The 25,894-nt window shown below is 59.2% G+C and carries 37 protein-coding genes; 2 read left to right on the forward strand and 35 right to left on the reverse strand.

Annotated features, from left to right (window positions below; genetic code table 11):
• Nucleotide 1: 1 nt before the first annotated feature.
• Together L0U82_RS16680 and L0U82_RS16685 are read right to left on the reverse strand one after the other, a co-directional pair.
• Nucleotides 2-2,209, reverse strand: a complete 2,208-nt coding sequence (locus L0U82_RS16680) for a cytochrome c biogenesis protein ResB (RefSeq protein ID WP_233832393.1) — start codon at nucleotides 2,207-2,209, stop codon at nucleotides 2-4.
• Nucleotides 2,210-2,353: 144 nt separating this feature from the next.
• A complete protein-coding gene (locus L0U82_RS16685; RefSeq protein WP_233832394.1) occupies nucleotides 2,354-3,007 on the reverse strand; it encodes a c-type cytochrome in 654 nt (217 codons plus the stop codon).
• A 221-nt stretch (nucleotides 3,008-3,228) separates the two neighbouring features.
• On the opposite strand from L0U82_RS16685, the gene yihA reads away from it, so the two are divergent.
• Entirely contained in the window at nucleotides 3,229-3,879 is a 651-nt protein-coding gene (gene yihA, locus L0U82_RS16690) for a ribosome biogenesis GTP-binding protein YihA/YsxC (RefSeq protein ID WP_233832396.1), read from the forward strand.
• Nucleotides 3,880-4,166: 287 nt separating this feature from the next.
• Complete coding sequence (hemB, locus tag L0U82_RS16695) at nucleotides 4,167-5,165, forward strand: porphobilinogen synthase (protein ID WP_233832398.1); 999 nt, start codon at nucleotides 4,167-4,169, stop codon at nucleotides 5,163-5,165.
• Nucleotides 5,166-5,314: 149 nt separating this feature from the next.
• Here the strand turns inward: hemB and dsbD are convergent, their stop codons facing one another.
• The 33 genes from dsbD to fusA all read right to left on the reverse strand — a co-directional run bounded on the left by dsbD (nucleotide 5,315) and on the right by fusA (nucleotide 25,855).
• Complete coding sequence (gene dsbD / locus L0U82_RS16700; protein ID WP_233832400.1) at nucleotides 5,315-7,189, reverse strand: protein-disulfide reductase DsbD; 1,875 nt, start codon at nucleotides 7,187-7,189, stop codon at nucleotides 5,315-5,317.
• Nucleotides 7,182-7,493, reverse strand: a complete 312-nt coding sequence (gene cutA, locus L0U82_RS16705) for a divalent-cation tolerance protein CutA (RefSeq protein WP_267929471.1) — start codon at nucleotides 7,491-7,493, stop codon at nucleotides 7,182-7,184. Before cutA ends, dsbD begins: the two co-directional genes overlap by 8 nt.
• Nucleotides 7,494-7,702: 209 nt before the next feature.
• The gene (gene rplQ / locus L0U82_RS16710; protein WP_233832401.1) at nucleotides 7,703-8,095 is read right to left on the reverse strand and encodes a 50S ribosomal protein L17; all 393 of its coding nucleotides are present in this window, start codon (nucleotides 8,093-8,095) and stop codon (nucleotides 7,703-7,705) included.
• 170 nt (nucleotides 8,096-8,265) lie between these two features.
• A complete protein-coding gene (locus tag L0U82_RS16715) occupies nucleotides 8,266-9,243 on the reverse strand; it encodes a DNA-directed RNA polymerase subunit alpha (RefSeq protein WP_075303258.1) in 978 nt (325 codons plus the stop codon).
• Between the two features lie 124 nt (nucleotides 9,244-9,367).
• Nucleotides 9,368-9,991: a 30S ribosomal protein S4 gene (gene rpsD, locus L0U82_RS16720; RefSeq protein ID WP_233832402.1), complete on the reverse strand. Its 624-nt coding sequence runs from the start codon at nucleotides 9,989-9,991 to the stop codon at nucleotides 9,368-9,370.
• Nucleotides 9,992-10,139: 148 nt separating this feature from the next.
• The gene (gene rpsK / locus L0U82_RS16725) at nucleotides 10,140-10,544 is read right to left on the reverse strand and encodes a 30S ribosomal protein S11 (RefSeq protein WP_006052224.1); all 405 of its coding nucleotides are present in this window, start codon (nucleotides 10,542-10,544) and stop codon (nucleotides 10,140-10,142) included.
• A gap of 28 nt (nucleotides 10,545-10,572) precedes the next feature.
• Entirely contained in the window at nucleotides 10,573-10,938 is a 366-nt protein-coding gene (gene rpsM, locus L0U82_RS16730; protein ID WP_013589830.1) for a 30S ribosomal protein S13, read from the reverse strand.
• Nucleotides 10,939-10,979: 41 nt separating this feature from the next.
• Complete coding sequence (rpmJ, locus tag L0U82_RS16735; protein WP_004199844.1) at nucleotides 10,980-11,096, reverse strand: 50S ribosomal protein L36; 117 nt, start codon at nucleotides 11,094-11,096, stop codon at nucleotides 10,980-10,982.
• A 20-nt stretch (nucleotides 11,097-11,116) separates the two neighbouring features.
• Nucleotides 11,117-11,335: a translation initiation factor IF-1 gene (infA, locus tag L0U82_RS16740; RefSeq protein WP_004521905.1), complete on the reverse strand. Its 219-nt coding sequence runs from the start codon at nucleotides 11,333-11,335 to the stop codon at nucleotides 11,117-11,119.
• An 8-nt stretch (nucleotides 11,336-11,343) separates the two neighbouring features.
• Nucleotides 11,344-12,690 carry a preprotein translocase subunit SecY gene (gene secY, locus L0U82_RS16745; protein ID WP_233832404.1) on the reverse strand — a complete coding sequence of 449 codons (1,347 nt, stop codon included), beginning with the start codon at nucleotides 12,688-12,690 and terminating at the stop codon, nucleotides 11,344-11,346.
• A 46-nt stretch (nucleotides 12,691-12,736) separates the two neighbouring features.
• Nucleotides 12,737-13,171: a 50S ribosomal protein L15 gene (rplO, locus tag L0U82_RS16750; protein ID WP_233832405.1), complete on the reverse strand. Its 435-nt coding sequence runs from the start codon at nucleotides 13,169-13,171 to the stop codon at nucleotides 12,737-12,739.
• 29 nt (nucleotides 13,172-13,200) lie between these two features.
• Nucleotides 13,201-13,383 (reverse strand): 50S ribosomal protein L30, encoded by a 183-nt coding sequence (rpmD, locus tag L0U82_RS16755; protein WP_008923335.1) that lies wholly within the window; start codon nucleotides 13,381-13,383, stop codon nucleotides 13,201-13,203.
• Between the two features lie 11 nt (nucleotides 13,384-13,394).
• Nucleotides 13,395-13,913, reverse strand: coding sequence for a 30S ribosomal protein S5 (rpsE, locus tag L0U82_RS16760; protein ID WP_184065468.1), 519 nt, complete (start codon nucleotides 13,911-13,913; stop codon nucleotides 13,395-13,397).
• A 14-nt stretch (nucleotides 13,914-13,927) separates the two neighbouring features.
• Nucleotides 13,928-14,293 (reverse strand): 50S ribosomal protein L18, encoded by a 366-nt coding sequence (gene rplR / locus L0U82_RS16765; RefSeq protein ID WP_006052218.1) that lies wholly within the window; start codon nucleotides 14,291-14,293, stop codon nucleotides 13,928-13,930.
• A 12-nt stretch (nucleotides 14,294-14,305) separates the two neighbouring features.
• Entirely contained in the window at nucleotides 14,306-14,836 is a 531-nt protein-coding gene (gene rplF, locus L0U82_RS16770; protein ID WP_233832406.1) for a 50S ribosomal protein L6, read from the reverse strand.
• Between the two features lie 18 nt (nucleotides 14,837-14,854).
• Entirely contained in the window at nucleotides 14,855-15,250 is a 396-nt protein-coding gene (rpsH, locus tag L0U82_RS16775) for a 30S ribosomal protein S8 (protein WP_006052216.1), read from the reverse strand.
• A 14-nt stretch (nucleotides 15,251-15,264) separates the two neighbouring features.
• Nucleotides 15,265-15,570, reverse strand: coding sequence for a 30S ribosomal protein S14 (gene rpsN, locus L0U82_RS16780; RefSeq protein WP_006052215.1), 306 nt, complete (start codon nucleotides 15,568-15,570; stop codon nucleotides 15,265-15,267).
• Nucleotides 15,571-15,577: 7 nt separating this feature from the next.
• Entirely contained in the window at nucleotides 15,578-16,117 is a 540-nt protein-coding gene (rplE, locus tag L0U82_RS16785) for a 50S ribosomal protein L5 (RefSeq protein ID WP_085489231.1), read from the reverse strand.
• A 16-nt stretch (nucleotides 16,118-16,133) separates the two neighbouring features.
• On the reverse strand, nucleotides 16,134-16,442 hold the full coding sequence (gene rplX, locus L0U82_RS16790) for a 50S ribosomal protein L24 (RefSeq protein WP_008923340.1): 309 nt from the start codon (nucleotides 16,440-16,442) through the stop codon (nucleotides 16,134-16,136).
• 9 nt (nucleotides 16,443-16,451) lie between these two features.
• Complete coding sequence (gene rplN / locus L0U82_RS16795; protein WP_006052212.1) at nucleotides 16,452-16,820, reverse strand: 50S ribosomal protein L14; 369 nt, start codon at nucleotides 16,818-16,820, stop codon at nucleotides 16,452-16,454.
• A 290-nt stretch (nucleotides 16,821-17,110) separates the two neighbouring features.
• Nucleotides 17,111-17,383 (reverse strand): 30S ribosomal protein S17, encoded by a 273-nt coding sequence (rpsQ, locus tag L0U82_RS16800; RefSeq protein WP_007180129.1) that lies wholly within the window; start codon nucleotides 17,381-17,383, stop codon nucleotides 17,111-17,113.
• Nucleotides 17,380-17,574, reverse strand: a complete 195-nt coding sequence (rpmC, locus tag L0U82_RS16805; RefSeq protein ID WP_007180130.1) for a 50S ribosomal protein L29 — start codon at nucleotides 17,572-17,574, stop codon at nucleotides 17,380-17,382. The genes rpsQ and rpmC overlap by 4 nt, the downstream gene beginning before the upstream one ends.
• A 10-nt stretch (nucleotides 17,575-17,584) precedes the next feature.
• Nucleotides 17,585-18,001 carry a 50S ribosomal protein L16 gene (rplP, locus tag L0U82_RS16810; protein ID WP_008923342.1) on the reverse strand — a complete coding sequence of 139 codons (417 nt, stop codon included), beginning with the start codon at nucleotides 17,999-18,001 and terminating at the stop codon, nucleotides 17,585-17,587.
• A gap of 2 nt (nucleotides 18,002-18,003) precedes the next feature.
• Nucleotides 18,004-18,810 carry a 30S ribosomal protein S3 gene (gene rpsC / locus L0U82_RS16815; RefSeq protein WP_012434570.1) on the reverse strand — a complete coding sequence of 269 codons (807 nt, stop codon included), beginning with the start codon at nucleotides 18,808-18,810 and terminating at the stop codon, nucleotides 18,004-18,006.
• Between the two features lie 11 nt (nucleotides 18,811-18,821).
• A complete protein-coding gene (rplV, locus tag L0U82_RS16820) occupies nucleotides 18,822-19,151 on the reverse strand; it encodes a 50S ribosomal protein L22 (RefSeq protein ID WP_011490054.1) in 330 nt (109 codons plus the stop codon).
• A 12-nt stretch (nucleotides 19,152-19,163) separates the two neighbouring features.
• On the reverse strand, nucleotides 19,164-19,439 hold the full coding sequence (gene rpsS / locus L0U82_RS16825; RefSeq protein WP_006998484.1) for a 30S ribosomal protein S19: 276 nt from the start codon (nucleotides 19,437-19,439) through the stop codon (nucleotides 19,164-19,166).
• Nucleotides 19,440-19,449: 10 nt separating this feature from the next.
• Nucleotides 19,450-20,277 carry a 50S ribosomal protein L2 gene (gene rplB, locus L0U82_RS16830; RefSeq protein WP_233832408.1) on the reverse strand — a complete coding sequence of 276 codons (828 nt, stop codon included), beginning with the start codon at nucleotides 20,275-20,277 and terminating at the stop codon, nucleotides 19,450-19,452.
• A 2-nt stretch (nucleotides 20,278-20,279) separates the two neighbouring features.
• Nucleotides 20,280-20,594 (reverse strand): 50S ribosomal protein L23, encoded by a 315-nt coding sequence (gene rplW / locus L0U82_RS16835; protein WP_008923345.1) that lies wholly within the window; start codon nucleotides 20,592-20,594, stop codon nucleotides 20,280-20,282.
• Nucleotides 20,591-21,211: a 50S ribosomal protein L4 gene (rplD, locus tag L0U82_RS16840; protein ID WP_008923346.1), complete on the reverse strand. Its 621-nt coding sequence runs from the start codon at nucleotides 21,209-21,211 to the stop codon at nucleotides 20,591-20,593. Before rplD ends, rplW begins: the two co-directional genes overlap by 4 nt.
• Nucleotides 21,211-21,870, reverse strand: a complete 660-nt coding sequence (gene rplC, locus L0U82_RS16845; RefSeq protein WP_233832409.1) for a 50S ribosomal protein L3 — start codon at nucleotides 21,868-21,870, stop codon at nucleotides 21,211-21,213. Before rplC ends, rplD begins: the two co-directional genes overlap by 1 nt.
• Nucleotides 21,871-22,071: 201 nt before the next feature.
• Nucleotides 22,072-22,383, reverse strand: coding sequence for a 30S ribosomal protein S10 (gene rpsJ / locus L0U82_RS16850; protein WP_017777154.1), 312 nt, complete (start codon nucleotides 22,381-22,383; stop codon nucleotides 22,072-22,074).
• Between the two features lie 130 nt (nucleotides 22,384-22,513).
• Nucleotides 22,514-23,704, reverse strand: coding sequence for an elongation factor Tu (gene tuf, locus L0U82_RS16855; protein WP_233832410.1), 1,191 nt, complete (start codon nucleotides 23,702-23,704; stop codon nucleotides 22,514-22,516).
• 48 nt (nucleotides 23,705-23,752) lie between these two features.
• Nucleotides 23,753-25,855 carry an elongation factor G gene (gene fusA, locus L0U82_RS16860; RefSeq protein ID WP_233832412.1) on the reverse strand — a complete coding sequence of 701 codons (2,103 nt, stop codon included), beginning with the start codon at nucleotides 25,853-25,855 and terminating at the stop codon, nucleotides 23,753-23,755.
• Between the last annotated feature and the right edge of the window lie 39 nt (nucleotides 25,856-25,894).

The raw sequence follows: 25,894 nt of genomic DNA on the forward strand, positions 1-25,894 counted from the left end.
CTTACCGGGTCGAATCCTGTGAGCTTGCGGACGACGCGCCTGCCCGAACGGGCGTGGCATCGGCGGCATCGATGAGTTTCGCACCAAGCGCGGTGCCGACGGCTTCGCGTGTCTGGAGGAACTCTTTTTCGAAGTCGAGCGTCTTGCGCGCGCTCGACATCGCCATCACGACGTTCGTGCCGTGGTCGGTATCCTTGAGCCAGAACCACAGGCGGCGCTCGCGGACGTAGAACATCGAAAAGATGCCTAAAACCAGCAGCAAGCTGCCAAGATACACGACTTTTTTGCCCGGCGCGCGCGTCAACTGAAATACCGAAGCTTGCACCTGCTTGAAGGAGTCAAGCTGCAAATAAACCGGCGATCCATACAGAAAGCTGTCGGAAATCGCGTTCAGCGAACTCTGGATGAAGCGGCTCGCGTCCGGATTGGCCGGCGCGGCAGGCTCGCCAAGCTGCTGGCGCGACAGTTGCCACAGATCCCACGTCACGCCTTCCAGCATGCGCAGCAGCAGGGCCGCGGCCTTTTCCTGCTCGCCCTTGGGCACCGAATGATCGATAAAACCGGCGATCGCCTGGAAGCCCCCGGGCGTTTCGCCGTTCGGCATCTTCATGCCGTTGTCGGCGCCCGCAAAGAGGGTCAGGACTCGCGACGCGCTTTCCTCGAGATGCTGCTGCAACTCGGGATTCGAGCCGGGCACCGAGCGCAGCGCGAACTGATGCGCCGCCGTTGCGCGCATCGCCGGATCTTCGAGCGTCGCGCGCAGGTTCATCCATTCTTTGACTGTGCCACCGCTGTCGGCGGGAATGCGCAGGTAACGGAACGGGTCGTCGGGGTTCACGCGCATGCCGGCGAGGAACATCTTTTCGCCGTTGACGTCGACCGGCAGCATGTAGTTGTTGTATTCGCGCGCCTGGCCGTCCTTGCCGCGAATCTTGTATTGCACCGACGGACCGACATTGTGCAGATCGAGCGGGTTCGAAGTTTTCGCGCCGGAGCCGAGACGCTCGTCGAACGCTTCCTTCAACGAGTGCTGCGCGGCGACACCGCGGGTATCGTTCTGGCCTTTGCCGTTCGAGATGTTTTCGACGTTGATCGCGCGGAAATCGGTAAATTCGACGGTTTGGCCGTCGGCAAGCGGCGTGGCTGAACTCAACGGCGCGTTGCCGCCGATCGTGCCGCCGAACGGCGCGGGCTTCGCGCTCGGACCGGACATCGGGTACGCGCTCATCTGCATCTGCGAGCCGCCGTCCTGGAAGCTCGACTGGAAGATCGACACGCCGTCGTATTCGAACGGCTTGTTGACCTCGACGCGCGCCGGCACGCGCGCGCCCGTCTTGTGATCGATCACGACGATGTCGCTCGCGAACAGCTTCGGCATGCCGGTCGTGTAGTAATCGACGATGAACTTCTTCAGCTCGATCGAAAACGGCAGATCCTGGATCATCGAGCCGTTCGGCTGGTTCAGGATCGCGGTCGATACGTGCTGGCCTTCGGGCACCCACGCGTAACCGCGGAACGTCGGGTTCGATTGCGACAGACGATGGTCGGGCGAAATCTCGCTGATCACCGTGTTCGAGTTGATCGGCGATTTGTCGAACAGCCACATCTGCAGCTTGATCGGCAAGTTGCTGTCGAGCAGGCCGCCCAAGCAGATCACGACGATCGCGAGGTGCGCGGAGATGTAGCCGAACTTGGTCAGCGCGCCGCGCTTCGCGGCGATCAGCGTCGCGCCTTCCGACTCGCGCGTAACGAATTTGTAGCCGAGCTTCGCCGACAGTTTCGCGAGCAGCGCGGCCGTCTGCGGGCGCGTGGCGTGCACCGCGAATTCACCTTTGTGATGGAACGCGCGCAGGCTGCCTTCGCGGACCTTGTCCTTCCAGCTCTTCACATCGGCCAGCATCTTCGGCGCATTGCGGATCACGCACAGCGACACCGACACCATCAGAAAGCCGAGGATCAGCATGAACCACCACGAGCTGTACACCGTGTACAGACTCAGCGCGCGGAAGATGTCCGCCCAGAACGGGCCGAACTGATTGACGTAGTTGGGATAGGGATCGTCCTGGGTCAGGACGGTACCGATGACGCTGGCGATCGACAGAATCACGAGCAGCGCGATAGCGAAACGCATCGAGCTCAGAAGCTCGATGGTGCTGCGCGTGACGCGATTGCTCGACTTCGACTGCAGACCCGACGTGGTGACGCTCATTCAAACTCCGACTGAACAGCAAAAAAGGGTGAAGGGCCGTCGCAGGCGCGACGCCCTCACCCTTTTCTTGTTTTAACCGACCTCGCCGGGCCGGTTGCATTTCGTGCGCGGATCGCCTGACGCGGCCCGCTCAGTCCAAACCGCTTAATGCAGACCTGCGATGTAATCGGCAACCGCCTTGATCTCGTTGTCCGACAGACGTGATGCTATCGCATGCATCGCGTCGTTGTTGTTACGAGCACCAGGACCTTGTGTGAACGCGGTCAACTGAGCGACCGTGTACTCGGCCCACTGGCCCGACAGCCGCGGAAACTGCGACGGGATGCCCTGCCCCGTCGGCCCGTGGCAGCTAGCACAGGCCGGCACGCCCCGATCCGCAATCCCGCCGCGATAGATCTGCTGACCGAGCGCAACGGTGTTCTTGTTGTGCGCGTAGCCTGGCTTTGGCGTCTGCGTCGAGAAATAGGCCGCAACGTTGATCATGTCCTGATCGGAAAGCGCGGCGGCCATGCCCGCCATGATCGCATTGTTGCGCGCGGGTTGTTTGGCACCTGGCTGAGTCTTGAAATCTCTGAGCTGCTTGACGAGATATTCCGGATGCTGGCCAGCCAGCTTCGGATACGCGCCGCCGGCACTGTTGCCGTCTGCCCCGTGACATGACGCGCATACCTGCACCGCGATTGCCTGCCCCCGATTGATGTCCGGCTTTGCCGGTTCTGCTGCTCGTGCCTGAATTGCCAAACCTGAAAGACCTGCCGCTACATGAAGCACCATCAGAGTCTTGCACAGTCGATTCATTCGCACACCCTGTCTCGTCTTTGTGGGATTTTAGAGGTTTTGCAAAATACGACGACGGCGACCGAGTGACCGCCAGGAGCCGCCAAGGCACGTGGGGCCGGCCCCTCAGGTTTTCAGTAAACCATCGTATTGTACAATAACTCGCTAATCGCTAAGACGCCAGTCGGGCTTGACCCCGTTCCCTTTCCGGGCTGTCCGGCGTCTCCTATCTGGCCTCAATCATGCCCTTCCTGCTCCACGAATCCCGCTTTTCCATCACCGTCAATCACCTGCGCGACTTGCCGGCCACCGCGCAACCCGAGATCGCATTCGCGGGGCGTTCGAACGCGGGCAAGTCGACCGCGATCAACTTGCTCTGCAATCAGAAGCGCCTCGCGTTCGCCAGCAAGACGCCTGGCCGCACGCAGCACATCAACTATTTTTCGGTAGGCAAGGCGGACGAGCCGACCGCGTATCTTGTCGATCTGCCGGGTTACGGCTATGCGGAAGTGCCTGCGGCGGCAAAGGCTCACTGGGAAGCGCTGCTGTCCACGTATCTGCAATCGCGCTCGCAACTGCGCGGCATGATTCTGATGATGGATTCACGTCGCCCGCTGACTGAACTCGACCGGCGCATGATCGAGTGGTTCGCGCCGACCGGCAAGCCGATCCACACGCTGCTCACCAAATGCGACAAATTGACGCGCCAGGAAAGCGTGAACGCACTGCGCGCCACGCAGAAGGGACTGGCCGAATACCGCGCAGCGGGCTATCGCGGCGAACTGACTGCGCAGTTGTTCTCGGCGCTCAAGCGCACCGGGCTCGACGAGGCCCACGAACTGATCGAGAGCTGGCTGATCCCCAAAGCGGCGGATGCAACGGACCAAGCCTGAATCGCTCGCAAAGTGAACATATCGACCGGCGCCGGAAGATCGTGCGCTGCCGGTGAACGTGTATCGGACTTCACTTTCCGTCCGCACATAAAAAAACCCGCCGCTTGAACGGCGGGTCAAACAGCCTAATCGAAAAAACGACAGGCACCCGCTCAGGGAGGAGAAGCGGGGAGGTCAGCGCCAAGCGCCTTGCTCGATCGGTATGATATACCATTGTCTCGAAAAGTTTCCGGGAGCGGAGCAGGCGCTATTTGCCCCCTCCACACATCCATGATCTTCGAGTCGATATGAGCTTCTATCCGCACTATCGTCCGCGCCGCATGCGCCGTGACGATTTCTCGCGTCGCATGATGCGGGAAAACATCCTCACCACCAACGATCTCATCTACCCCGTGTTCATCGTCGAAGGCACCAACGTGCGGCAGGCCGTACCGTCGATGCCGGGCGTCGAGCGCGTGTCGGTTGATCTGCTGATGGGTGTCGCCGAACAATGTGTCGAGCTGGGCGTGCCGGTACTGTCGCTGTTTCCCGCGATCGAGCCTTCGCTGAAAACGCCCGATGGCCGGGAAGCGGCCAATCCGGCCGGTCTGATTCCGCGCGCGGTCCGTGAGTTGAAAAAGCACTTCCCCGATCTCGGCGTGCTCACCGATGTCGCGCTCGATCCGTACACGAGTCACGGCCAGGATGGCGTGCTCGACGAAGCCGGTTACGTGATCAATGACGAAACCGTCGAAATCCTCGTCGAACAGGCTCAGGCGCAGGCCGAGGCAGGCGTCGACATCGTCGCGCCGTCGGACATGATGGACGGCCGCATCGGCGCGATCCGCGAGATGCTCGAGAGCGAGAACCACATCCACACGCGCATCATGGCGTATGCGGCCAAATACGCTTCGGCGTTCTATGGTCCGTTCCGCGATGCCGTCGGTTCCGCGACGAATCTCGGCAAGAGCAACAAGATGACCTACCAGATGGACCCGGCGAATTCGAACGAAGCGCTGCGGGAAGTCCAGGCCGACATCAACGAAGGCGCGGACATGGTGATGGTCAAACCGGGCATGCCATATCTGGACATCGTGCGGCGCGTAAAGGACGAGTTCCAGTTCCCGACCTACGTCTACCAGGTGAGCGGCGAATACGCGATGTTGAAAGCCGCCGCGCAAAACGGCTGGCTCGATCACGACAAGGTCATGATGGAATCGCTGCTCGCGTTCAAACGGGCCGGCGCGGACGGCGTTCTCACGTATTTCGCGCTCGATGCCGCACGGATTCTGCGGTCGCAGAAGTGAGCCGGTCCGCGGTCTAACGCGGGGCTGCGCCATCCAACGTGGCGCTGAAAAAACGGAGGCTAGACCTTGCGGGTCTAGCCTCCGTTTTTTAATGCTGGCCTTCGCAATGCGGCGTTTGAAGCGTGCAAAGCTACGTCGCGCTGCTCCGACTACACCTTCGGCGCATTTGCACGATCCAGCGTACGCAGGAATTTATCCGCCGATTCGTACCCGACGACCCGCAGTACCTCCTTGCCGCTCTGGTCGAAGAAAATGATGCCCGGCGGCCCGAACAGATTGAAACGCTTGAGCAGCGCCTGATCGTCGGAATTGTTCGCGGAGACATCGGCGCGCAGCAGGTTCATCTGCTTCAGCTTCGCCTGGACACGCGGATCACTGAAGGTGAATTTTTCCATTTCCTTGCAGCTCACGCACCAGTCCGCGTAGAAGTCGAGCATCGCGGGCTGAGCGGCCGTTTTGACCGCCTGGTCGAGCTGGTCGGTCGAACGCACCCGGGCGAACGTCAGGTCGCTCTGTGGGGCCGTTCCTGCGACACCAGCTGTATCCGCGGCACTCGCCGCCGGGCCGCCGCGAGCGGCGAGTACCGCGAGCGGCCGCAGTGGATCCGACGATCCCGCCGCGAGGCCGACCAGCAGTGCCGCAGCCCAGACGGTCATGATCACGCCGACCGCGCGGCCGAGCCCGCGCCATACCGACCCACCAGCGACTGGCGTCGAGAACAGGCCAAGTGCAGCAGCGGCGATCAGCAGCCACAGTGCGCTCAACAGCATCGTCGGGGCGCCGCCAAGCACCGGCCAGACGATCCACAGCGCCGCGCCGAGCAACACGACGCCAAAGAAGACCTTTACGCTGTCCATCCACGCGCCCGCGCGCGGCAGTAGCGTACCGGCGCCGAGACCGATGATCAGCAGCGGCACACCCAGGCCCATACCCATTGAGAACAGCGCCGCACCGCCAAGCACCGCATTGCCGGTATGCGCGATGAACGCAAGCACCGCAAAAAGCGGCGCGGTCATGCAGGCGCCGACCACCAGCGCCGACAGCGCGCCCATCACGGCAACCGCCGTGAACTTGCCGCCTGAGCGGCCTGACGATGCTTGCGACATGCGGTCGCGCCAGCGCGCCGGCAACTCGATGTCGACGCCCGCGATCAGCAGCAGCGCGAAAATCGTCAGCAACACCCCGAACGCGCCAAGCACCCAAGGGTTCTGCAGCCACGCGCCAAGACTCTGCCCGACAAGCGCCGCGGCGACGCCAAGCACCGTGTACACGAGCGCCATGCCAATCACGTACGCAAGTGACAGCGAGAAACCACGCCCACGTGTGACCCGTGCCCCCTCGCCGATGATGATCGCCGACAGGATCGGGATCATCGGATACGAACACGGCAGCAGACTAAGAATCGCGCCGGCGACGAAATAAAGACCGACGATCGAGAAGAACCCGCCACGCTGCAGCAGCGACTGCGCATAGTCGGCACTGGTGGCGCGCTCGTACCAAGGCTCATCGTCCTGCGCGGACTGTTGCTTGGTTGCGGGCGCCGTTGCGTTTCCGGCGGGTTGCAACGCGGCACCGCTCACGTGGTACACGCGCTCCATCGGCGGATAGCAGATGCCGGCGTCAGCACAGCCCTGCGATGTCACCGCGAGATCGAATGGGCCGGTTGCCTGCTTAACCGGGATTCGAATCGTCAACTCGTTGCGATACGTCTCGACATTCTTGTTGAACGTCTGATCGAATTTGACGTGACCGGGCGGCAGTTGTGGCTCCCCGATCGTGGTGGTGCCGTTGCGCGTCGCGAATGCGAAACGCTCCCGGTACATGTAGTAGCCGTCCGCGATCTTGTAAGTGACGTCGACCTCGCCCGGCTTTTCTGTCGCGCTGAATTTGAAGGCGACGTCGGGGTCGAGGAAGTCGTCCGCGGCGCGTGCAAGCGTGCCGATTTGCATCAGCATCAGGCATGCAAGCAGGAAGAACACCGTGCGCAGCACGGCGCGCACGCGCTGGTCGAGGCCGTTAAACATGGAGAGGACGTTGGGTTTCAGCGGTGATCCATTGGCCGTACGCGGCGGACGCCGTCGCTTGCCAACAGAGGATTTCCGGCGTGTCGTAGGGATGGTGCGCCTGAATGTATTGCTCGAGTTCGAGCGCGCGAGCGGCGCTGGTCTTGAACAGCAATTGGACTTCCTGCGCGGTTTCGATTGCGCCTTGCCAGTGATAACTCGACTGCACAGCGCCCAATTGGGTAACGCACGCACAGAGCCGTGCGGCTAGCGCGTCTGTGGCGAGCTTCTGTGCGCACGCGACATCTGGCACCGTCGTCAGCATCAAGGTCACATTCACACTCACAACATGCTCCGGCGATGCGCCATTCAGATGCCGATATCGTATCACTTGGCCCTGTCGGCCCGCAGACAGCCACGCGACGCAAATGCGGGGCTTGGCTACGTGGAGGCGCGTCTGTCCTTGTTAAGGCAATGCATCCAAAAACAAAAAAGCCAGGCGTCGCGCCTGGCTTTTTTTGAAGCTAAGAAAGCTTATTCAGCCTCTTGCACTTCCGTTTCTTCCACTTCCGGACGGTCGAGCAGTTCGACCAGTGCCATCGGCGCATTGTCACCAACGCGGAAGCCGAACTTCAGCACGCGCAGGTAGCCGCCCGGACGGGTCGCGTAGCGCGGGCCCAGCACGTCGAACAGTTTCGTGACCGAGTCACGATCGCGCAGACGATTGAACGCCAAACGACGGTTTGCCAGCGACGGCTTCTTGCCGAGCGTGATCAGCGGCTCGACGACTTTACGGAGTTCCTTCGCCTTCGGCAGCGTGGTCTTGATGACTTCGTGCTCGATCAGCGAGTTGGACATGTTACGGAGCATTGCCAGACGATGGCTGCTCGTGCGGTTCAGTTTCCGCAAACCATGACGGTGACGCATGTTAATTCCTTCAGTTCAAAGTTTTAGTCCAGCTCTTCTATCGCGCTCATTCGAAAACAGACCTTGAACGCACGGGCCGGTAGGAAAAAAGTAAGACGCGGATTTTAAAGGAAAATCCGCGTCTTCGCCAGTACAGAGTATGCATCTACTACGGCGACTTACATCCGTAATTACTTGTCGAGACCAGCTGGCGGCCAGTTTTCGAGCTTCATGCCGAGCGTCAGACCACGCGATGCCAGAACTTCCTTAATCTCGTTCAGCGACTTGCGGCCCAAGTTCGGCGTTTTCAGCAGTTCGTTTTCGGTGCGCTGGATCAGATCGCCGATGTAGTAGATGTTCTCGGCCTTCAGGCAGTTCGCGGAACGAACCGTCAGCTCGAGATCGTCGACCGGGCGCAGCAGGATCGGATCGATCTGCGGTGCTCGCGACGGCGCTTCTGCCGCGGCTTCCGTGCCTTCCAATGCTGCAAACACCGACAACTGATCAACCAGAATGCGCGCGGATTGCCGAATCGCTTCTTCCGGCGAAATCACACCGTTGGTCTCGATATTCATCACGAGCTTGTCGAGATCGGTACGCTGCTCAACACGCGCGCTTTCAACTGCGTAGCTCACGCGGCGCACCGGCGAGAACGACGCGTCCAGCACGATACGGCCAATGATTTTGGCCGATTCTTCGCCGTAACGACGCACGTTGCCAGGCACGTAGCCACGTCCCTTCTCAACCTTGATCTGGACGTCGAGCTTGCCGCCCTTCGAGAGGTGCGCAATCACGTGATCGGGATTGATGACTTCGCAATCGTGTGCGAGTTCGATATCGCCGGCAGTGACAACACCTTCGCCGTCCTTGCGCAAAGTAACCGTCACTTCGTCACGGTTATGCAACTTGAAGACGACACCCTTAAGGTTCAACAACAGGTTGACCACATCCTCTTGCACACCGTCGAGCGTCGAGTACTCATGCACGACGCCTGCAATCGTCACTTCGGTCGGCGCGTAGCCGACCATCGACGACAACAGTACGCGCCGAAGCGCGTTACCCAAGGTGTGGCCATAACCGCGTTCAAACGGTTCCATGACCACTTTCGCGTGACTCTCGCCAAGCGATTCAACTGCAATGATCTTGGGCTTCAACAAACTGGTTTGCATAGGTTTTCCTTTTCAATACCCTCGGCTCGTTACACCGATAAGGCTGACCGGTAACAACCTGAAAGAAAACAGCCGAGACGCCCCCTTGCGCAATGCAATCGGGGTGCCCCGGCCGTCAATCCGATTACCGCGAATACAATTCGACGATCAGGCTTTCGTTGATGTCGCCAGCGATATCGCTGCGCTCCGGCTTCTGCTTGAAGGTACCTTCGAACTTCTTCGCGTCGACCGCAACCCAACTCGGCATGCCGCCTTGTTCTGCGAGCGACAGCGCTTCGATGATACGAGCCTGCTTGCGCTTCTGTTCGCGCACGGCAACGATGTCACCGGCTTTCACTTGCATCGACGGGATGTTCGACACCACGCCGTTCACCATGATCGCCTTGTGACCCACGAGCTGACGTGCTTCAGCGCGCGTCGAGCCAAAGCCCATGCGATACACGACGTTGTCCAGACGCGACTCGAGCAGCTGCAGCAGGTTTTCACCCGTGTTGCCCTTCAGACGGTCCGCTTCAGCGAAGTAGCGGCGGAACTGGCGCTCAAGCACGCCGTAGATACGCTTCACTTTTTGCTTTTCGCGCAACTGCGTGCCGTAGTCGGACGTGCGTGCGCCCGAGATCCGGCCATGCTGACCCGGCTTGCTGTCGAGCTTGCACTTATCAGCAAGCGAGCGACGTGCGCTCTTCAAGAACAGGTCGGTGCCTTCACGGCGGGACAGCTTGGCCTTGGGGCCGATATAACGTGCCACGTTAGTTCCTTCTATGATTAATCACGCAAGTGCTTCCACTCGCGCTAGTCCGAACCCTTTGGGTCGGACGGTGGGCTTAGTCAATTCATTAACGAGCACAACCCGCCGCCGCGCGAAGCGGCAACGGGTGCTCGCAAAAACTAGCGTCTTAGATACGACGACGCTTCGGCGGACGGCAGCCGTTGTGCGGGACCGGCGTCACGTCGGAGATCGCGGTAATCTTGATTCCAAGACCATGCAACGCGCGCACCGCCGATTCACGGCCAGGACCGGGGCCCTTGATCCGCACTTCGAGATTCTTCACGCCGTATTCCATCGCCACACGGCCAGCCGATTCAGCTGCGACCTGAGCTGCAAACGGGGTCGATTTACGCGATCCCTTGAAGCCCTGACCACCGGAGGTTGCCCAGGCAAGCGCGTTGCCTTGACGGTCGGTGATCGTGATGATGGTGTTATTGAACGACGCGTGAACGTGAACCACGCCCTCGGCGACGTTCTTCTTGACCTTCTTGCGAACGCGTTGCGCCGCAGAGTTGTTCGAAGCCTTAGCCATTACGTTTTCCTGTAACTGTCAGTTCCGCTTACTTCTTCAGCGACTGCGCTGCACGACGCGGACCCTTACGCGTACGAGCGTTCGTACGTGTGCGCTGGCCACGCAGGGGCAGCCCCTTACGATGCCGGACGCCGCGGTAGCAGCCAAGATCCATCAGGCGCTTGATGTTCATCGTCGTTTCGCGGCGCAGATCGCCTTCAACGATGAACTTGCCGACTTCTTCACGCAGCTTTTCGAGGTCTGCGTCAGTCAGGTCTTTGACCTTCTTCGAAAATGCCACACCAGCGGCGACGCAAATGTCGCGCGAGCGCGTGCGGCCGACACCGTAAATTGCCGTCAGGCCGATTTCGGTGTGCTGGTGATTCGGGATGTTAACCCCTGCGATACGAGCCATTGTTTTTCCTCAAACAAAAAGCGCAAGCAAAAGCGCGGCGTTCAGCCTTGACGCTGTTTGTGGCGCGGATCAGAGCTGCAAATCACGCGCACAACGCCTTTGCGCTTGATGATCTTGCAATTGCGGCAAATGCGCTTAACCGATGCCATCACTTTCATGATATTACCCTTTTTTCAAATCACTTCGCCCGGAACACGATCCGCGCACGCGACAGATCGTAAGGCGTCAATTCAACCGTCACCTTGTCGCCCGGCAGAATTCGGATGTAGTGCATCCGCATCTTGCCGGATATGTGTCCCAACACGACATGGCCGTTTTCCAGCTTCACCCTGAAGGTAGCGTTAGGCAGGTTTTCAATTACTTCACCCTGCATCTGGATAACATCGTCTTTGGCCATAAGTCCTTTCAACGCATCGGGACGCCGCCGCCTTTGAAATTAGCTTTCTTAAGCAGCGATTCATACTGTTGCGACATAACGTACGACTGCACCTGCGCCATGAAATCCATTGTGACGACGACAATGATCAGCAGCGACGTTCCACCAAAATAAAACGGCACATTCCAACGCAACACCAGAAATTCGGGCAGCAGACAAACGAACACGATGTAGATCGCACCCGCCAGCGTCAAGCGCGTGAGGATCCGATCGATATATCGCGCTGTCTGATCGCCCGGGCGGATGCCAGGGACGAAAGCGCCGCTCTTTTTCAGGTTGTCGGCCGTCTCCCTGCTGTTGAACACCAGTGCGGTGTAGAAGAAGCAGAAGAAAACGATCGCCAACGCGTACAACAACACGTACACGGGCTGACCGGGCTTCAATGCCTCGGCCACGTTGTGCAACGTGTCTGCGAACCAGCCGGTATTTGAGCCCGAACTAAACCAGTTCAGGATCGTTGCCGGGAAGAGAATGATCGACGATGCGAAGATCGGCGGAATCACGCCCGACATGTTCAGCTTCAGCGGCAGATGCGAAGACTGTCCGCCGTAAATCTTGTTGCCCACTTGTCGCTTGGCGTAGTTCACAAGAATCTTGCGTTGGCCACGCTCGATGAACACGACCAAGTACGTCACAGCACCGATCAGCGCGACGACGATAATCGCCGAGATGATGCTCATCGATCCGGTTCGCACCAGCTCAAAAAGCCCACCAATTGCGTTCGGGAAACCCGCCGCGATGCCGCCGAAAATGATGATCGAGATACCGTTACCAAGCCCGCGTTCCGTGATTTGCTCGCCCAGCCACATCAGGAACATCGTACCGGTCACCAACGTCACGACCGTCGTCAAGCGAAATACCATACCCGGGTCAATCACGAGGCCCGGCTGATTCTCAAGCGCGACAGCGATGCCGAACGCCTGGAACGTCGCCAGCACGACCGTGAAGATCCGCGTGTATTGCGTAATCTTCCGCTGCCCTGCTTGCCCTTCCTTTTTCAACGCTTCGAGTTGTGGCGAGACAATCGCCAACAACTGCATGATGATCGACGCCGAAATATAGGGCATGATGCCCAGCGCGAAAATCGTGAACCGCGAAAGTGCGCCACCCGAAAACATGTTGAACATGCCAAGGATGCCGCCCGACTGGCTTTGGAACAACTTTGCCAGTTGGTCCGGGTCGATACCCGGCACCGGAATATGCGCGCCGATGCGATAGACGACCAACGCCAGCAGCAGGAATACTGCTCGCCGACGCAGATCGCCAAATTTCGCAGCGCCGCGACCGGGTTTTGCGAGACTCGGGCTGTTAGCCAAGTACCTTCTCCGATGCAAATGCTAGTGACGGCAAATAACTCGCGCGTTACTCGGCAAAAGATCCACCGGCTGCTTCGATAGCAGCGCGCGCGCCCTTCGTCGCACCCAGACCCTTCACCACGACTTTGCGCTTGAGCTCGCCCGTCGCAATGATCTTGGCGCTACGGATCAACTCGCCAACCAGACCGGCTTGCTTGAGCGCCAACAGATCGACTTCGTCAACAGGCAGCTTCTCGATATCCGAGAGACGCACTTCGCCGACAAATTCCTTCGTCAGCGAGGTGAAGCCACGCTTCGGCAGGCGACGTTGCAGCGGCATTTGACCGCCTTCGAAGCCAACCTTGTGAAAGCCACCCGAACGCGACTTCTGACCCTTGTGACCACGGCCAGCGGTCTTGCCGAGGCCGGAGCCGATGCCGCGACCAACGCGACGCTTTGCGTGCTTCGCGCCTTCAGCCGGCTTCAGGTTATTCAATTCCATTATCAACTCCTTGAGTCCTGGTCAGCCGCTTAGCTGATGACCTTAACGAGGTACGAAACCTTGTTGATCATGCCGCGCACAGCCGGCGTATCCTGCAACTCGCTAACCGAGTTGAGTCGGCGCAGGCCCAGACCACGCACCGTTGCGCGGTGCGATTCACGAGTACCAATCAGGCTCTTGACGAGCTGCACCTTGACAGTTTTATCAGACATGGTGTCCACCTTTAGCCCAGAATTTCTTCGACGGACTTGCCACGCTTCGCAGCGATGTCGGCCGGCGTGGACTGCTTGCGCAGGCCGTCGAGCGTCGCACGAACGAGGTTGTACGGGTTCGTCGAACCGTGGCTCTTGGCCACCACGTTCTGCACACCCATCACGTCGAACACAGCGCGCATCGGACCGCCAGCGATCACACCGGTACCATCCTTCGCAGGAGCGAGAAGAACCATCGACGCGCCGTGCTTACCGTGCACTTCATGCTGCAGAGTCCCGTTCTTCAGCGGCACCTTGAACATGTTGCGGCGCGCCTGTTCCATCGCCTTCTGGACGGCAACCGGCACTTCCTTTGCCTTGCCCTTGCCCATACCGACGCGGCCATCACCGTCACCGACTACTGTCAGTGCAGCGAAGCCGAGAATGCGGCCACCCTTCACGACCTTAGTCACGCGGTTGACCGCGATCATCTTTTCACGAAGGCCGTCGTCGCGTTCGTCAGCCTGAACTTTAGCTTGCATCTTTGCCATGACGAATTCTTCCCTTAGAACTTGAGTCCGGCTTCGCGCGCCGCATCAGCCAGCGCCTTCACGCGGCCGTGGTAACGGAAACCCGAACGGTCGAAGGCGACGGATTCGATGCCGGCAGCCTTAGCCTTTTCTGCAATGCGCTTGCCGATCAGCGTCGCAGCAGCAACGTTGCCACCCTTGCCAGTCTGATCAGCCAGTTGCGCACGCACTTCGGCTTCGAGCGTCGAAGCGCTGGCGAGCACCTTGGTGCCGCACGGCGAGAACACTTGCGCATAGATGTGCGTGTTCGTGCGATGCACGGCGAGACGCGCGACCTGCAGCTCAGCGATCTTGATACGCGTCTGACGAGCGCGGCGCAGGCGAGATTGAGTCTTATCCATGATTGCGCACCCTTACTTCTTCTTCGTTTCTTTGAGGATCACAACCTCATTGGCGTAACGCACACCCTTGCCCTTGTAGGGCTCCGGCGGACGATAGCCGCGCACTTCTGCGGCGACTTGGCCAACCTGTTGCTTGTTGATCCCCTTGATCACGATTTCGGTTTGCGTCGGGGTTTCGGCCTTGACGCCTTCCGGCATCTGGTGCACCACCGGGTGCGAGAAACCCAGCGACAGATTCAGCTTGTCGCCTTGCGCCTGTGCGCGGTAACCGACGCCAACCAGCGTCAGCTTGCGCTCGAAACCCTTCGTCACGCCGTTCACCATGTTCGCAACCAGTGCGCGCATCGTGCCCGACATCGCGTTCGCTTCGCGGCTGTCGTCAACCGGCTCAAACTTCAGCGTGCCGTTGTCGTTCACCACTTTCACGAGGCGGTTTGCAGCTTGCGAAATCGTGCCCAGTGGACCCTTGACGGTAATGCGTTCGTCGCTCAGGGCCACTTCTGCGCCTTGCAGCGCGATCGGGCTTTTACCTACTCGAGACATGTTTCTCTCCTTTCGGCCTTAAGCGACGTAGCAGATGACTTCGCCGCCAACGCCCGTAGCGCGCGCCTTGCGGTCCGTCATCACGCCCTTCGGCGTCGACACGATTGCCACGCCGAGGCCATTCATGACCACGGGGATGTCGTTACGGCCGCGGTACACGCGCAAACCCGGCTTCGAAACGCGTTCGATGCGTTCGATGACCGGACGGCCGGCGTAGTACTTCAACACGATGTTCAATTCCGACTTCGCACCTTCAGACTTCACTGCGAAATCGTCGATATAACCTTCGTCCTTCAGGACCTGCGCAATCGCAACCTTGACTTTCGACGAGGGCATAGTCACCGAAACCTTCTCGACCATCTGCGCATTGCGGATGCGAGTCAGCATATCGGCGATAGGATCACTCATGCTCATTTATGTTTCTCCTATTACCAGCTCGCCTTGGTCAGGCCAGGGATCTCGCCGCGGAACGCGATTTCGCGAATCTTGTTACGCGCCAGCCCGAATTTACGGAACGTGCCGCGCGGACGACCGGTAATTGCACAACGATTGCGCTTACGGGTCGGATTGGAGTTACGCGGCAGTTGTTGCAGTTCCAGACGTGCGGCGTAGTGCTCTTCGTCCGACTTGCTCATATCACCAATGATCGCCTTCAACTCTGCACGCTTGGGAGCGTACTTAGCAGCGAGGCGAGCACGCTTCTTTTCACGTTCGATCAGTGCCAGTTTAGCCACGGTAACCTCAGTTTCTGAACGGGAACTTGAAGCTGGCGAGCAGAGCCTTTGCTTCATCGTCGGTCTTCGCAGTCGTCGTGATGCTGATGTTCAGCCCACGCAGTGCGTCGATCTTGTCGTAGTCGATTTCGGGGAAAATGATCTGCTCTTTCACACCGATGTTGTAGTTGCCGCGACCGTCGAACGCCTTGCCCGACACGCCACGGAAGTCACGCACCCGCGGGAGCGCAACCGTCACGAAACGGTCGAGGAATTCGTACATAGCCTGGCCACGCAACGTGACCATCGCACCGATCGGATAGCCCTGACGGATCTTGAAGCCTGCAATTGCCTTGCGCGCCTTCGTGATCACCGGCTTCTGACCGGCGATCTTCGTCAGATCGCCAACAGCGTTTTCGATGATCTTCTTGTCAGCGATCGCTTCACCAAGGCCCATATTCAGGGTGATCTTGGTGATGCGCGGCACTTCCATCACGGACTTGTAACCGAACTTCTCGATGAGGCCGGGTACAACCTTTTCTTTGTAAAACTCTTGCAAACGAGCCATTTTTTACTCCGCAGCGTCAGGCGCTCAGCACGGCACCGGTCGTCTTCAGGAAACGGACTTTCTTGTCTCCCTCGACCTTAATGCCTACACGCGATGGCTTGCCATTCGCGTCGACCAATGCGACGTTCGAAATTTGCAGCGGCATCGTCTTGGCTTCCACGCCGCCCGTCGTACCCTTCATCGGGTTCGGCTTGACGTGCTTCTTGACGAGATTGATGCCCTCGACAGTCACGGTCTCGCCGTGAACGGCCAGCACAACGCCACGCTTGCCCTTATCTTTGCCGGTGATGACGATAACTTCGTCACCTTTGCGAATCTTGTTCATCGCGACTCCTTACAGCACTTCAGGCGCCAGCGAAACGATCTTCATGAATCGTTCGCTACGCAACTCGCGCGTGACAGGCCCGAAAATACGGGTACCGATCGGTTCGAGCTTGGCATTGAGCAACACAGCTGCGTTGCCGTCGAACTTGATCAGCGAGCCGTCCTGACGGCGCACGCCCTTGGCGGTGCGAACCACCACGGCGTTGTAGATTTCGCCTTTCTTCACGCGCCCGCGCGGCGTTGCCTCTTTGACAGTCACCTTGATGATGTCGCCAATGCTGGCATAACGACGCTTCGAGCCGCCGAGCACCTTGATGCACATGACTTCACGTGCACCCGTGTTGTCGGCCACTTCAAGCCGAGTTTCGGTCTGGATCATGGTTTATCTTTCCCAACTTAATCCGGTCACACCACCATGGTGCTTCCCGGTCAGTCTTGGTCCCGTCAGCCGATCGGCTGCTTGGGTTAGAACAGCAGCGACGGCAAACGAAACCCGCCATCGCAATCCGGTGAATCATTCGGCACGGGTTGGCACCCGGACCGCTTCCCCCACCAACTTCGCCCGCGACGGGGCTCCCATAAAGAGGGAAGACCGAGATTATATCAAATAATCCCGGTCTTGCAAGCAAAAGCTACTGCGATTTCAACTACTTCTACTACCTCACGTCCTTAGATGACGCGAGCAGCCTCGACTAGGCGAGCCACAACCCAAGCCTTCGTCTTCGAAATCGGACGAGTTTCCTGGATTTCAACGAGGTCGCCCTCGTTGTACGTGTTCGCGTCGTCGTGTGCGTGATACTTCTTCGAGCGCACGACGTACTTGCCGTAGATCGGGTGCTTAACGCGGTGCTCGACCAGCACGGTTACCGTCTTGTCCATCTTGTTGCTGACGACCTTGCCGACCAGCGTCCGCTTAAGCGAGGTTTTTACGCTATCGTTCATTTCTGGTTCGCCTTCTCAGTCAGGACGGTCCGCACACGCGCGATGTCGCGACGAACCTTCTTCAGCTGGCTCGTGTTCGTGAGCTGCTGGGTCGCGAGTTGCATGCGCAGGCCGAATTGCGCCTTCAGCAGGTCCGACAGCTCCTTGTTGAGCGCGGCCTGGTCTTTCTGGTGAAGTTCGGAAGCCTTCATCATTTGCTCCTTAGGCGCCGAGCTGACGGACGATAAACGTCGTCTTCAGCGGCAGCTTGGCTGCAGCCAGACGGAACGCTTCGCGCGCCAGTTCTTCGGTTACGCCGTCCATTTCGTACAGCATCTTGCCCGGTTGAATCTCCGCGACGTAGTACTCAGGGTTACCTTTACCGTTACCCATACGCACTTCCGCCGGCTTCGTCGAGATCGGCTTGTCCGGGAAGATACGGATCCAGATGCGGCCACCACGCTTGATGTGACGCGTCATTGCACGACGCGCCGCTTCAATCTGGCGCGCCGTCAGGCGACCACGACCGACAGCCTTCAGGCCGAACTCACCGAACGACACCGCGTTGCCGCGGGTAGCAACGCCGGTGTTACGACCTTTCTGCTCTTTGCGATACTTTCTGCGTTTCGGTTGCAGCATCGTTATTCTCCAGTCTTCCCGTCGCCGCCGGCACCGCCAGCACGACGAGGAGCGCCACGGCGTGCACCTGCCGGGCCACCACCTTCACCATCACGGCGCGGACGGCGATCGCCACCCGGACGTGCGTTGCGGCGCGGACGCTTTTCTTCGGCGACTTCTTCAACCACCGGTGCGTCGTTACGGCCAAGCGTGTCGCCCTTGTAGACCCACACCTTCACGCCGATGATGCCGTACGTCGTCTTCGCTTCCGAAGTCGCGTAGTCGATATCAGCACGCAGCGTATGAAGCGGCACGCGACCTTCGCGATACCATTCCGTACGGGCGATTTCGATACCGTTCAGACGGCCTGCGCTCATGATCTTGATGCCTTGAGCACCCAGACGCATCGCGTTCTGCATCGCGCGCTTCATTGCGCGACGGAACATGATCCGACGCTCGAGCTGTTGCGTGATCGAATCAGCGATCAGTTGCGCGTCGGTTTCCGGCTTGCGAATTTCTTCGATGTTGACGTGAACCGGAACGCCCATGCGCTTTTGCAGCTCGGACTTCAGCAGTTCGATGTCTTCACCCTTCTTGCCGATCACGACACCCGGACGCGAGCTGAAAATCGTGATACGCGCGTTCTTTGCAGGACGCTCGATCACGACGCGGCCGACGGACGCGTTCTTCAGCTTCTTCTTCAGGTATTCACGAACACCGATGTCTTCCTGCAACATCGCCGCGAAATTGTTGTTGTTCGCGTACCACCGCGAAGCCCAATTGCGGCTGACGGCCAAACGGAAGCCAGTCGGATGAATTTTCTGTCCCATCGTATGACCCCTTAATTCCCGACCGTCACAGTGATGTGACAGGATTGCTTCTCGATGCGGTTACCACGGCCTTTAGCGCGCGCGGTGAAACGCTTGAGCGACGCAGCCTTGTCGATGTAGATGCTCGTGATCTTGAGCTCATCGATATCGGCGCCTTCGTTATGCTCCGCATTCGCGATCGCCGACAGCACGACCTTTTTCACGATTCCCGCAGCCTTCTTCGGCGAGAACGTCAGAACGTTCAGCGCCTTGTCGACCGGCAAACCGCGGATCTGGTCAGCCACAAGGCGCGTTTTCTGCGCCGAGATGCGGGCACCGCGATGAATTGCTTTCACTTCCATCTTGATTGCCCCTTATTTCTTGGCCTTCTTGTCGGCCGCGTGACCCTTGAACGTACGGGTCAGTGCGAACTCGCCAAGCTTGTGGCCGACCATGTTTTCCGTGACATACACCGGAACGTGTTGACGGCCGTTGTGAACGGCGATCGTCAGGCCGATGAAATCCGGCAGGATCGTCGAGCGACGCGACCAGGTCTTGATCGGTTTCTTGTCACGCGATGCTGCAGCCGCCTCAACCTTCTTCAGCAAATGGGCGTCGCAGAACGGACCTTTCTTAATAGAACGTGCCATTGCCTACTCCTTAACGCTTGTGACGGCGCTGGACGATCATGCTCGTCGTGCGCTTGTTGCTGCGGGTGCGATAGCCCTTCGTCGGCGTGCCCCACGGGCTCACCGGATCACGACCAGCCGCAGTCTTGCCTTCGCCACCACCGTGCGGGTGGTCGACCGGGTTCATTGCAACGCCACGCACCGTCGGGCGGATACCGCGCCAGCGGTTCGCGCCAGCCTTACCGATTTGACGGAGGCTGTGCTCTTCGTTGCCCACTTCACCGATCGTTGCGCGGCACTCGACGTGAACGCGACGGATTTCGCCCGAACGCAGACGAACCTGCGCGTAGACGCCTTCGCGAGCCAGCAGCATTGCCGACGTACCAGCCGAACGCGCCATCTGCGCGCCCTTGCCAGGCAGCATTTCGATGCAGTGAATCGTCGTACCGACCGGGATGTTGCGGATCGGCAGCGTGTTACCTGCGCGGATCGGCGCTTCCGAACCCGACATCAGTTGCTGACCGACGGTGACACCCTTCGGAGCAATGATGTAACGGCGCTCGCCGTCTGCGTACAGAACCAGCGCGATGTTCGCGCTACGGTTCGGGTCGTACTCGAGACGCTCGACCTTTGCCGGAATACCATCTTTCGTGCGACGGAAGTCGACGACACGATAGTGATGCTTGTGACCACCACCCTTGTGACGCGTGGTGATGTGACCGTTGTTGTTACGGCCGGCGGTCGTCGACTGCGAATCGAGCAGTGCCGCAAACGGCTTGCCCTTATGCAGATCCTTGTTGACCACTTTGACCATCGCGCGGCGGCCCGGCGAAGTCGGCTTAACTTTCACGATTGCCATGATTACTTGGCCTCCGCTTCAAAGTTGATTTCCTGGCCGGGCTTCAGGCAGACGTACGCCTTCTTCACGTCCTTGCGCTTGCCCATGAAGCGGCCAAAGCGCTTGGCTTTACCCTTCGCAACCAGCACGTTGACGGAATCAACTTCCACCTTGAACAGCAGCTCGACTGCAGCTTTCACTTCCTGCTTCGTGGCATCCGGCGCGACTTCGAACACAACCTGCTCGTTCTTGTCGGCAACCAGCGTCGCCTTTTCGGAGACCACCGGCGCGAGCAGGACCTGCATCAAACGATGATCGTTCTTGCGAATCTCGCTCATGACAGCAACTCCTCGATCTGGGCGACCGCAGCCTTCGTGATCAGGACTTTCTTGAAGTAGATCAGCGACAGCGGGTCGGCGTAACGCGGCTCGACAACTGCCACGTGGGCGAGGTTGCGCGACGCGAGGTACAGGTTTTCGTCAACCGTGTCGGTGATCACCAGCACGGAATCGAGCCCCATCGCCTTGAATTTTTCGGCCAGCAGCTTGGTCTTCGGTGCTTCGAGCGTCAGCTCGTCGACCACCGAGATACGGCCTTCACGGGCCAGCTGCGAGAAGATCGAGCAGAGACCTGCGCGATGCATCTTCTTGTTGACCTTATGCGAAAAGTTTTCTTCCGGCGAATTCGGGAAGATCCGGCCACCGCCGCGCCACAGCGGGCTCGACGACATACCGGCACGGGCACGGCCCGTACCCTTCTGGCGCCACGGCTTCTTGGTCGTGTGCTTGACTTGCTCACGATCCTTCTGCGCGCGGTTGCCGCTACGGGCATTCGCCTGGTACGCCACCACAACCTGGTGAATCAGGGCTTCGTTGTAATCGCGGCCGAACACGACGTCCGACGCGCTAACGCCTGCACCTTCCTGACCATTGGCATTCAGGAGCTTAAGTTCCATTATTTCGCTCCTTTCACGGCACGCGTCTTCACGGCCGGCGTAACGAATACCTTGCCACCCTTCGCACCCGGAACGGCGCCCTTGACCAGCAACAGCTTGCGGTCAGCGTCGATACGAGCGATTTCGAGGTTTTGCACCGTTACATTCTCGTCACCCATGTGACCGGTCATGCGCTTACCCGGAAACACGCGACCCGGATCCTGCGCCATACCGATCGAGCCCGGCACGTTGTGCGAGCGCGAGTTACCGTGCGACGCACGGCCGGACGCGAAGTTGTAACGCTTGATGGTACCGGCGTAGCCCTTACCGATCGACACGCCTTGCACGTCGACCTTCTGGCCCACTTCGAACAGTTCAGGACCGACCACGGTGCCGTTCGACAACTCGGCAGCCTTAGCGGCATCGATCTTGAATTCTTTGAGGATTTCACCGGCCTGAACGCCAGCTTTGGCGAGATGACCTGCCAACGGCTTCGTCACGCGCGATGCACGGCGCGTACCGAAAGCAACCTGCACGGCCGTGTAGCCGTCGGTTTCAACAGTCTTGATCTGCGTCACGCGGTTGTCGGACACGTCCAGCACGGTGACGGGAATCGAATCCCCTTCAGCCGTGAAGATACGGGTCATGCCAACCTTGCGACCTACGAGTCCAAGGCTCATCGTTTTCTCCATTCCCGACTGCGATTGGTCGGGGCTAATTTACAAAATGCCGGCGCCGTTTCGGGCATGAATTCATGCTGCAGCACGCCAACTTTTTTACGCGAATGCGCGAAAAGCCTAGCATTATAGCGAGGCTTTTCGTTTTCCGCAAGCAATCAACGACTTAGCGCTGCCCGGCTTACTGGGCAACAGGCGGAAGCCTTATTGCAGCTTGATTTCAACGTCCACGCCAGCCGGCAGATCGAGCTTCATCAGCGCGTCCACGGTCTTGTCCGTCGGGTCGACGATGTCCATCAGGCGAAGATGCGTACGGATTTCGAGCTGGTCGCGCGAGGTCTTGTTGACGTGCGGCGAACGCAGGATGTCAAAGCGTTGAATGCGGGTCGGCAGGGGCACCGGACCACGAACGATTGCGCCAGTCCGCTTTGCCGTATCGACGATTTCCGCTGCCGATTGATCGATCAAGCGATAGTCGAAAGCCTTCAGGCGGATGCGGATTTTTTGGTTCTGCATGACGAATTCCTTGAAAAGAGCGAGGCGATGTTGCATCGCCGATTGGTGAAAGAGCGTGGGTTCGGGCGCTCGCGGAGAGCGAGTACCCGAACCCGGGCGTTACTACACTCAGCTACTGCAACTGCTGATTTTACTCGATGATCTTGGCAACGACACCGGCGCCGACCGTACGGCCACCTTCACGGATTGCGAAGCGCAGGCCTTCTTCCATCGCGATCGGGTTGATCAGCTTCACCGTGATCGACACGTTGTCGCCCGGCATCACCATTTCCTTGTCCTTCGGCAGCTCGATCGAGCCCGTCACGTCCGTCGTACGGAAGTAGAACTGCGGACGGTAGTTGTTGAAGAACGGCGTGTGACGACCGCCTTCGTCCTTGCTCAGCACATACACTTCAGCCGTGAAGTGCGTGTGCGGATTGATCGTGCCCGGCTTCGCCAGAACCTGACCACGCTCGACGTCTTCACGCTTCGTGCCGCGCAGCAGGATACCAACGTTGTCGCCTGCCTGACCCTGATCGAGCAGCTTGCGGAACATTTCCACGCCCGTGCACGTCGTCTTGGCCGTTGCGCGGATACCGACGATTTCGATTTCCTCGCCGACCTTGATGATGCCGCGCTCAACGCGACCCGTCACCACCGTGCCGCGACCCGAGATCGAGAACACGTCCTCAACCGGCATCAGGAACGCGCCGTCAACCGCGCGCTCCGGCGTCGGAATGTACGTGTCCAGTGCGTCGGCCAGGTTCATGATCGCCACTTCGCCCAGCTCGCCCTTGTCGCCTTCCAGCGCCAGCTTGGCCGAACCCTTGATGATCGGCGTGTCGTCGCCCGGGAAGTCGTACTTCGACAGAAGTTCGCGAACTTCCATCTCGACCAGCTCCAGCAGTTCAGCGTCGTCCACCATGTCGCACTTGTTCAGGAACACGATGATGTACGGAACACCAACCTGACGCGCGAGCAGGATGTGCTCACGAGTTTGCGGCATCGGGCCGTCTGCAGCCGAACACACCAGGATTGCGCCGTCCATCTGCGCTGCGCCCGTGATCATGTTCTTCACGTAGTCAGCGTGGCCCGGGCAGTCAACGTGCGCGTAATGGCGGTTAGCCGTTTCGTACTCGACGTGTGCCGTGTTGATCGTGATACCGCGCGCCTTTTCTTCCGGCGCCGCGTCGATCTGGTCGTATGCCTTCGCTTCGCCGCCAAACTTCTGCGTCAGAACCGTCGTGATCGCTGCCGTCAGCGTGGTCTTGCCGTGGTCAACGTGACCGATCGTGCCCACGTTCACGTGCGGCTTGGTCCGTTCGAATTTACCTTTAGCCATGTTTCTCTTCTTTCAGAAAGTTAATCGTTGAATGACTTTGCCGCGCGATTATTTCGACTTCGCGTTGATGATCGCTTCCGACACGTTGCGCGGAGCTTCAGCGTAGTGCTTGAACTCCATCGTGTACGTTGCACGACCTTGCGTCAGCGAACGCAACGACGTCGAGTAGCCGAACATTTCCGACAGCGGCACTTCTGCGCGGACGATCTTGCCGCCGCCAACCATGTCGTCCATGCCCTGAACAATACCGCGACGGCCCGACAGGTCGCCCATCACGTTGCCCATGTAGTCTTCCGGCGTTTCGACTTCGACGGCCATCATCGGTTCGAGGATGACCGGCTGAGCCTTGCGCATCGCTTCCTTGAACGCCATCGAGCCGGCCATGCGGAACGCGTTTTCGTTCGAGTCAACGTCGTGGTACGAACCGAACGTCAGGTGAACCTTCACGTCAACGACGGGGAAGCCTGCCAGCACGCCAGCCTTCAGTGTTTCCTGGATACCCTTGTCGACTGCCGGGATGTATTCACGCGGAATCACACCGCCCTTGATCTCGTCGAGGAACTCGTAGCCCTTGCCCTGCTCGTTCGGCTCGAGCGTGATGACCGCGTGACCGTACTGGCCGCGACCACCCGACTGCTTGACGAACTTGCCATCGACGTCTTCTGCCTTGCCGCGGATCGTTTCGCGGTAAGCAACCTGCGGCTTGCCGACCGTTGCTTCGACGCCGAATTCGCGCTTCATACGGTCAACCAGAATTTCCAGGTGGAGCTCGCCCATGCCCGAAATAATGGTTTGGCCCGATTCTTCGTCCGTTTGAACGCGGAACGACGGATCTTCCTGTGCCAGACGGTTCAGCGCCAGACCCATCTTTTCCTGGTCGGGCTTCGTCTTCGGCTCAACAGCCTGCGAAATCACCGGCTCCGGGAAAATCATGCGCTCGAGGACAATCGGGTTTTGCGGATCGCACAGCGTGTCGCCGGTCGTCGCTTCCTTCAGACCCACTGCAGCAGCGATGTCGCCTGCGCGCACTTCTTTGATTTCTTCGCGCTGGTTCGCGTGCATCTGCAGAATACGGCCGAGACGTTCCTTCTTGTCCTTGGTCGCGTTCAGCACCGTGTCGCCCGAATTGACGACGCCCGAGTACACACGGAAGAAGATCAGCTGGCCGACGAACGGGTCGGTCATGATCTTGAATGCCAGCGACGAGAATTTTTCGTCGTCGGAAGCACGGCGCTCACCCTTCTCGCCGTTTTCCAGTTCGCCCGTAACCGGCGGAATGTCGATCGGCGACGGCAGGAAGTCCAGAACGGCGTCGAGCATACGTTGCACGCCCTTGTTCTTGAACGCGGTGCCGCACAGCATCGGCTGGATTTCGCAAGCGATCGTACGGTCGCGCAGGCCCTTGATGATTTCCGCTTCGGAGAGCTCGCCCTCTTCCAGGTACTTGTTCATCAGTTCTTCGCTCGACTCAGCCGCAGCTTCGATCATCTTTTCGCGCCATTCATTGCACGAGTCGACGAGTTCTGCCGGGATATCTTCGTACGAAAACTTGGTGCCTTGGGACGCGTCGTCCCAAATGATCGCCTTCATCTTCATCAGATCGACGACGCCCGTGAAGCTCTCTTCCGCGCCGATAGGCACGACGACCGGAACCGGATTCGCCTTCAGACGCAGCTTGAGCTGGTCGTAGACCTTGAAGAAGTTCGCGCCGGTACGGTCCATCTTGTTGATGAACGCGAGACGGGGAACTTTGTACTTGTTCGCCTGACGCCACACGGTTTCCGACTGGGGCTGCACACCGCCCACTGCGCAATACACCATGCATGCACCGTCGAGCACGCGCATCGAACGCTCGACTTCGATCGTGAAGTCGACGTGACCCGGGGTGTCGATGATGTTGATGCGGTGCTCGGCGCGGTCGCCCGCCATACCCTTCCAGAATGCGGTGGTAGCAGCGGAAGTGATCGTGATGCCGCGCTCCTGTTCCTGCTCCATCCAGTCCATGGTGGCAGCGCCGTCGTGAACTTCACCAATCTTGTGGTTCACGCCGGTGTAGAACAGAATGCGCTCGGTCGTCGTCGTTTTGCCGGCGTCGATGTGAGCGCTAATACCGATGTTACGGTAGCGCTCGATAGGAGTCTTGCGAGCCACTTTGATCCTCTATTGGGATGACGCGATGCGAGAGATACC

This window comes from Paraburkholderia sp. ZP32-5 (genome assembly GCF_021390495.1).
Taxonomy (GTDB): domain Bacteria; phylum Pseudomonadota; class Gammaproteobacteria; order Burkholderiales; family Burkholderiaceae; genus Paraburkholderia.

Coding starts and splice junctions, on each gene's coding strand:
- rpmJ (WP_004199844.1), bottom strand. CDS start 11,096: ATGAAAGTGATGGCATCGGTTAAGCGCATTTGCCGCAATTGCAAGATC.
- rpsH (WP_006052216.1), bottom strand. CDS start 15,250: ATGAGCATGAGTGATCCTATCGCCGATATGCTGACTCGCATCCGCAAT.
- L0U82_RS16715 (WP_075303258.1), bottom strand. CDS start 9,243: ATGCAAACCAGTTTGTTGAAGCCCAAGATCATTGCAGTTGAATCGCTT.
- rplP (WP_008923342.1), bottom strand. CDS start 18,001: ATGCTGCAACCGAAACGCAGAAAGTATCGCAAAGAGCAGAAAGGTCGT.
- rplQ (WP_233832401.1), bottom strand. CDS start 8,095: ATGCGTCACCGTCATGGTTTGCGGAAACTGAACCGCACGAGCAGCCAT.
- rpsJ (WP_017777154.1), bottom strand. CDS start 22,383: ATGCAGAACCAAAAAATCCGCATCCGCCTGAAGGCTTTCGACTATCGC.
- L0U82_RS16685 (WP_233832394.1), bottom strand. CDS start 3,007: ATGAATCGACTGTGCAAGACTCTGATGGTGCTTCATGTAGCGGCAGGT.
- rpsM (WP_013589830.1), bottom strand. CDS start 10,938: ATGGCTCGTATCGCAGGGGTTAACATCCCGAATCACCAGCACACCGAA.
- rplX (WP_008923340.1), bottom strand. CDS start 16,442: ATGAACAAGATTCGCAAAGGTGACGAAGTTATCGTCATCACCGGCAAA.
- cutA (WP_267929471.1), bottom strand. CDS start 7,493: ATGCTGACGACGGTGCCAGATGTCGCGTGCGCACAGAAGCTCGCCACA.
- rplN (WP_006052212.1), bottom strand. CDS start 16,820: ATGATCCAGACCGAAACTCGGCTTGAAGTGGCCGACAACACGGGTGCA.
- dsbD (WP_233832400.1), bottom strand. CDS start 7,189: ATGTTTAACGGCCTCGACCAGCGCGTGCGCGCCGTGCTGCGCACGGTG.
- yihA (WP_233832396.1), top strand. CDS start 3,229: ATGCCCTTCCTGCTCCACGAATCCCGCTTTTCCATCACCGTCAATCAC.
- rpmC (WP_007180130.1), bottom strand. CDS start 17,574: ATGAAGGCTTCCGAACTTCACCAGAAAGACCAGGCCGCGCTCAACAAG.
- rpsK (WP_006052224.1), bottom strand. CDS start 10,544: ATGGCTAAGGCTTCGAACAACTCTGCGGCGCAACGCGTTCGCAAGAAG.
- rplB (WP_233832408.1), bottom strand. CDS start 20,277: ATGGCAATCGTGAAAGTTAAGCCGACTTCGCCGGGCCGCCGCGCGATG.
- rplC (WP_233832409.1), bottom strand. CDS start 21,870: ATGAGCCTTGGACTCGTAGGTCGCAAGGTTGGCATGACCCGTATCTTC.
- rplO (WP_233832405.1), bottom strand. CDS start 13,171: ATGGAATTGAATAACCTGAAGCCGGCTGAAGGCGCGAAGCACGCAAAG.
- hemB (WP_233832398.1), top strand. CDS start 4,167: ATGAGCTTCTATCCGCACTATCGTCCGCGCCGCATGCGCCGTGACGAT.
- rplW (WP_008923345.1), bottom strand. CDS start 20,594: ATGAGCGAGATTCGCAAGAACGATCATCGTTTGATGCAGGTCCTGCTC.
- rpsQ (WP_007180129.1), bottom strand. CDS start 17,383: ATGAACGATAGCGTAAAAACCTCGCTTAAGCGGACGCTGGTCGGCAAG.
- rplD (WP_008923346.1), bottom strand. CDS start 21,211: ATGGAACTTAAGCTCCTGAATGCCAATGGTCAGGAAGGTGCAGGCGTT.
- tuf (WP_233832410.1), bottom strand. CDS start 23,704: ATGGCTAAAGGTAAATTCGAACGGACCAAGCCGCACGTGAACGTGGGC.
- rplE (WP_085489231.1), bottom strand. CDS start 16,117: ATGGCTCGTTTGCAAGAGTTTTACAAAGAAAAGGTTGTACCCGGCCTC.
- rpmD (WP_008923335.1), bottom strand. CDS start 13,383: ATGTCTGATAAAACTGTCAAGGTGCAGCTCGTCAAGAGCCTGATTGGT.
- rpsE (WP_184065468.1), bottom strand. CDS start 13,913: ATGGCAAAGATGCAAGCTAAAGTTCAGGCTGACGAACGCGACGACGGC.
- L0U82_RS16680 (WP_233832393.1), bottom strand. CDS start 2,209: ATGAGCGTCACCACGTCGGGTCTGCAGTCGAAGTCGAGCAATCGCGTC.
- rplV (WP_011490054.1), bottom strand. CDS start 19,151: ATGGAAGTGAAAGCAATTCATCGCGGTGCCCGCATCTCGGCGCAGAAA.
- rplF (WP_233832406.1), bottom strand. CDS start 14,836: ATGTCTCGAGTAGGTAAAAGCCCGATCGCGCTGCAAGGCGCAGAAGTG.
- rplR (WP_006052218.1), bottom strand. CDS start 14,293: ATGGATAAGACTCAATCTCGCCTGCGCCGCGCTCGTCAGACGCGTATC.
- rpsC (WP_012434570.1), bottom strand. CDS start 18,810: ATGGGACAGAAAATTCATCCGACTGGCTTCCGTTTGGCCGTCAGCCGC.
- rpsS (WP_006998484.1), bottom strand. CDS start 19,439: ATGGCACGTTCTATTAAGAAAGGTCCGTTCTGCGACGCCCATTTGCTG.
- infA (WP_004521905.1), bottom strand. CDS start 11,335: ATGGCCAAAGACGATGTTATCCAGATGCAGGGTGAAGTAATTGAAAAC.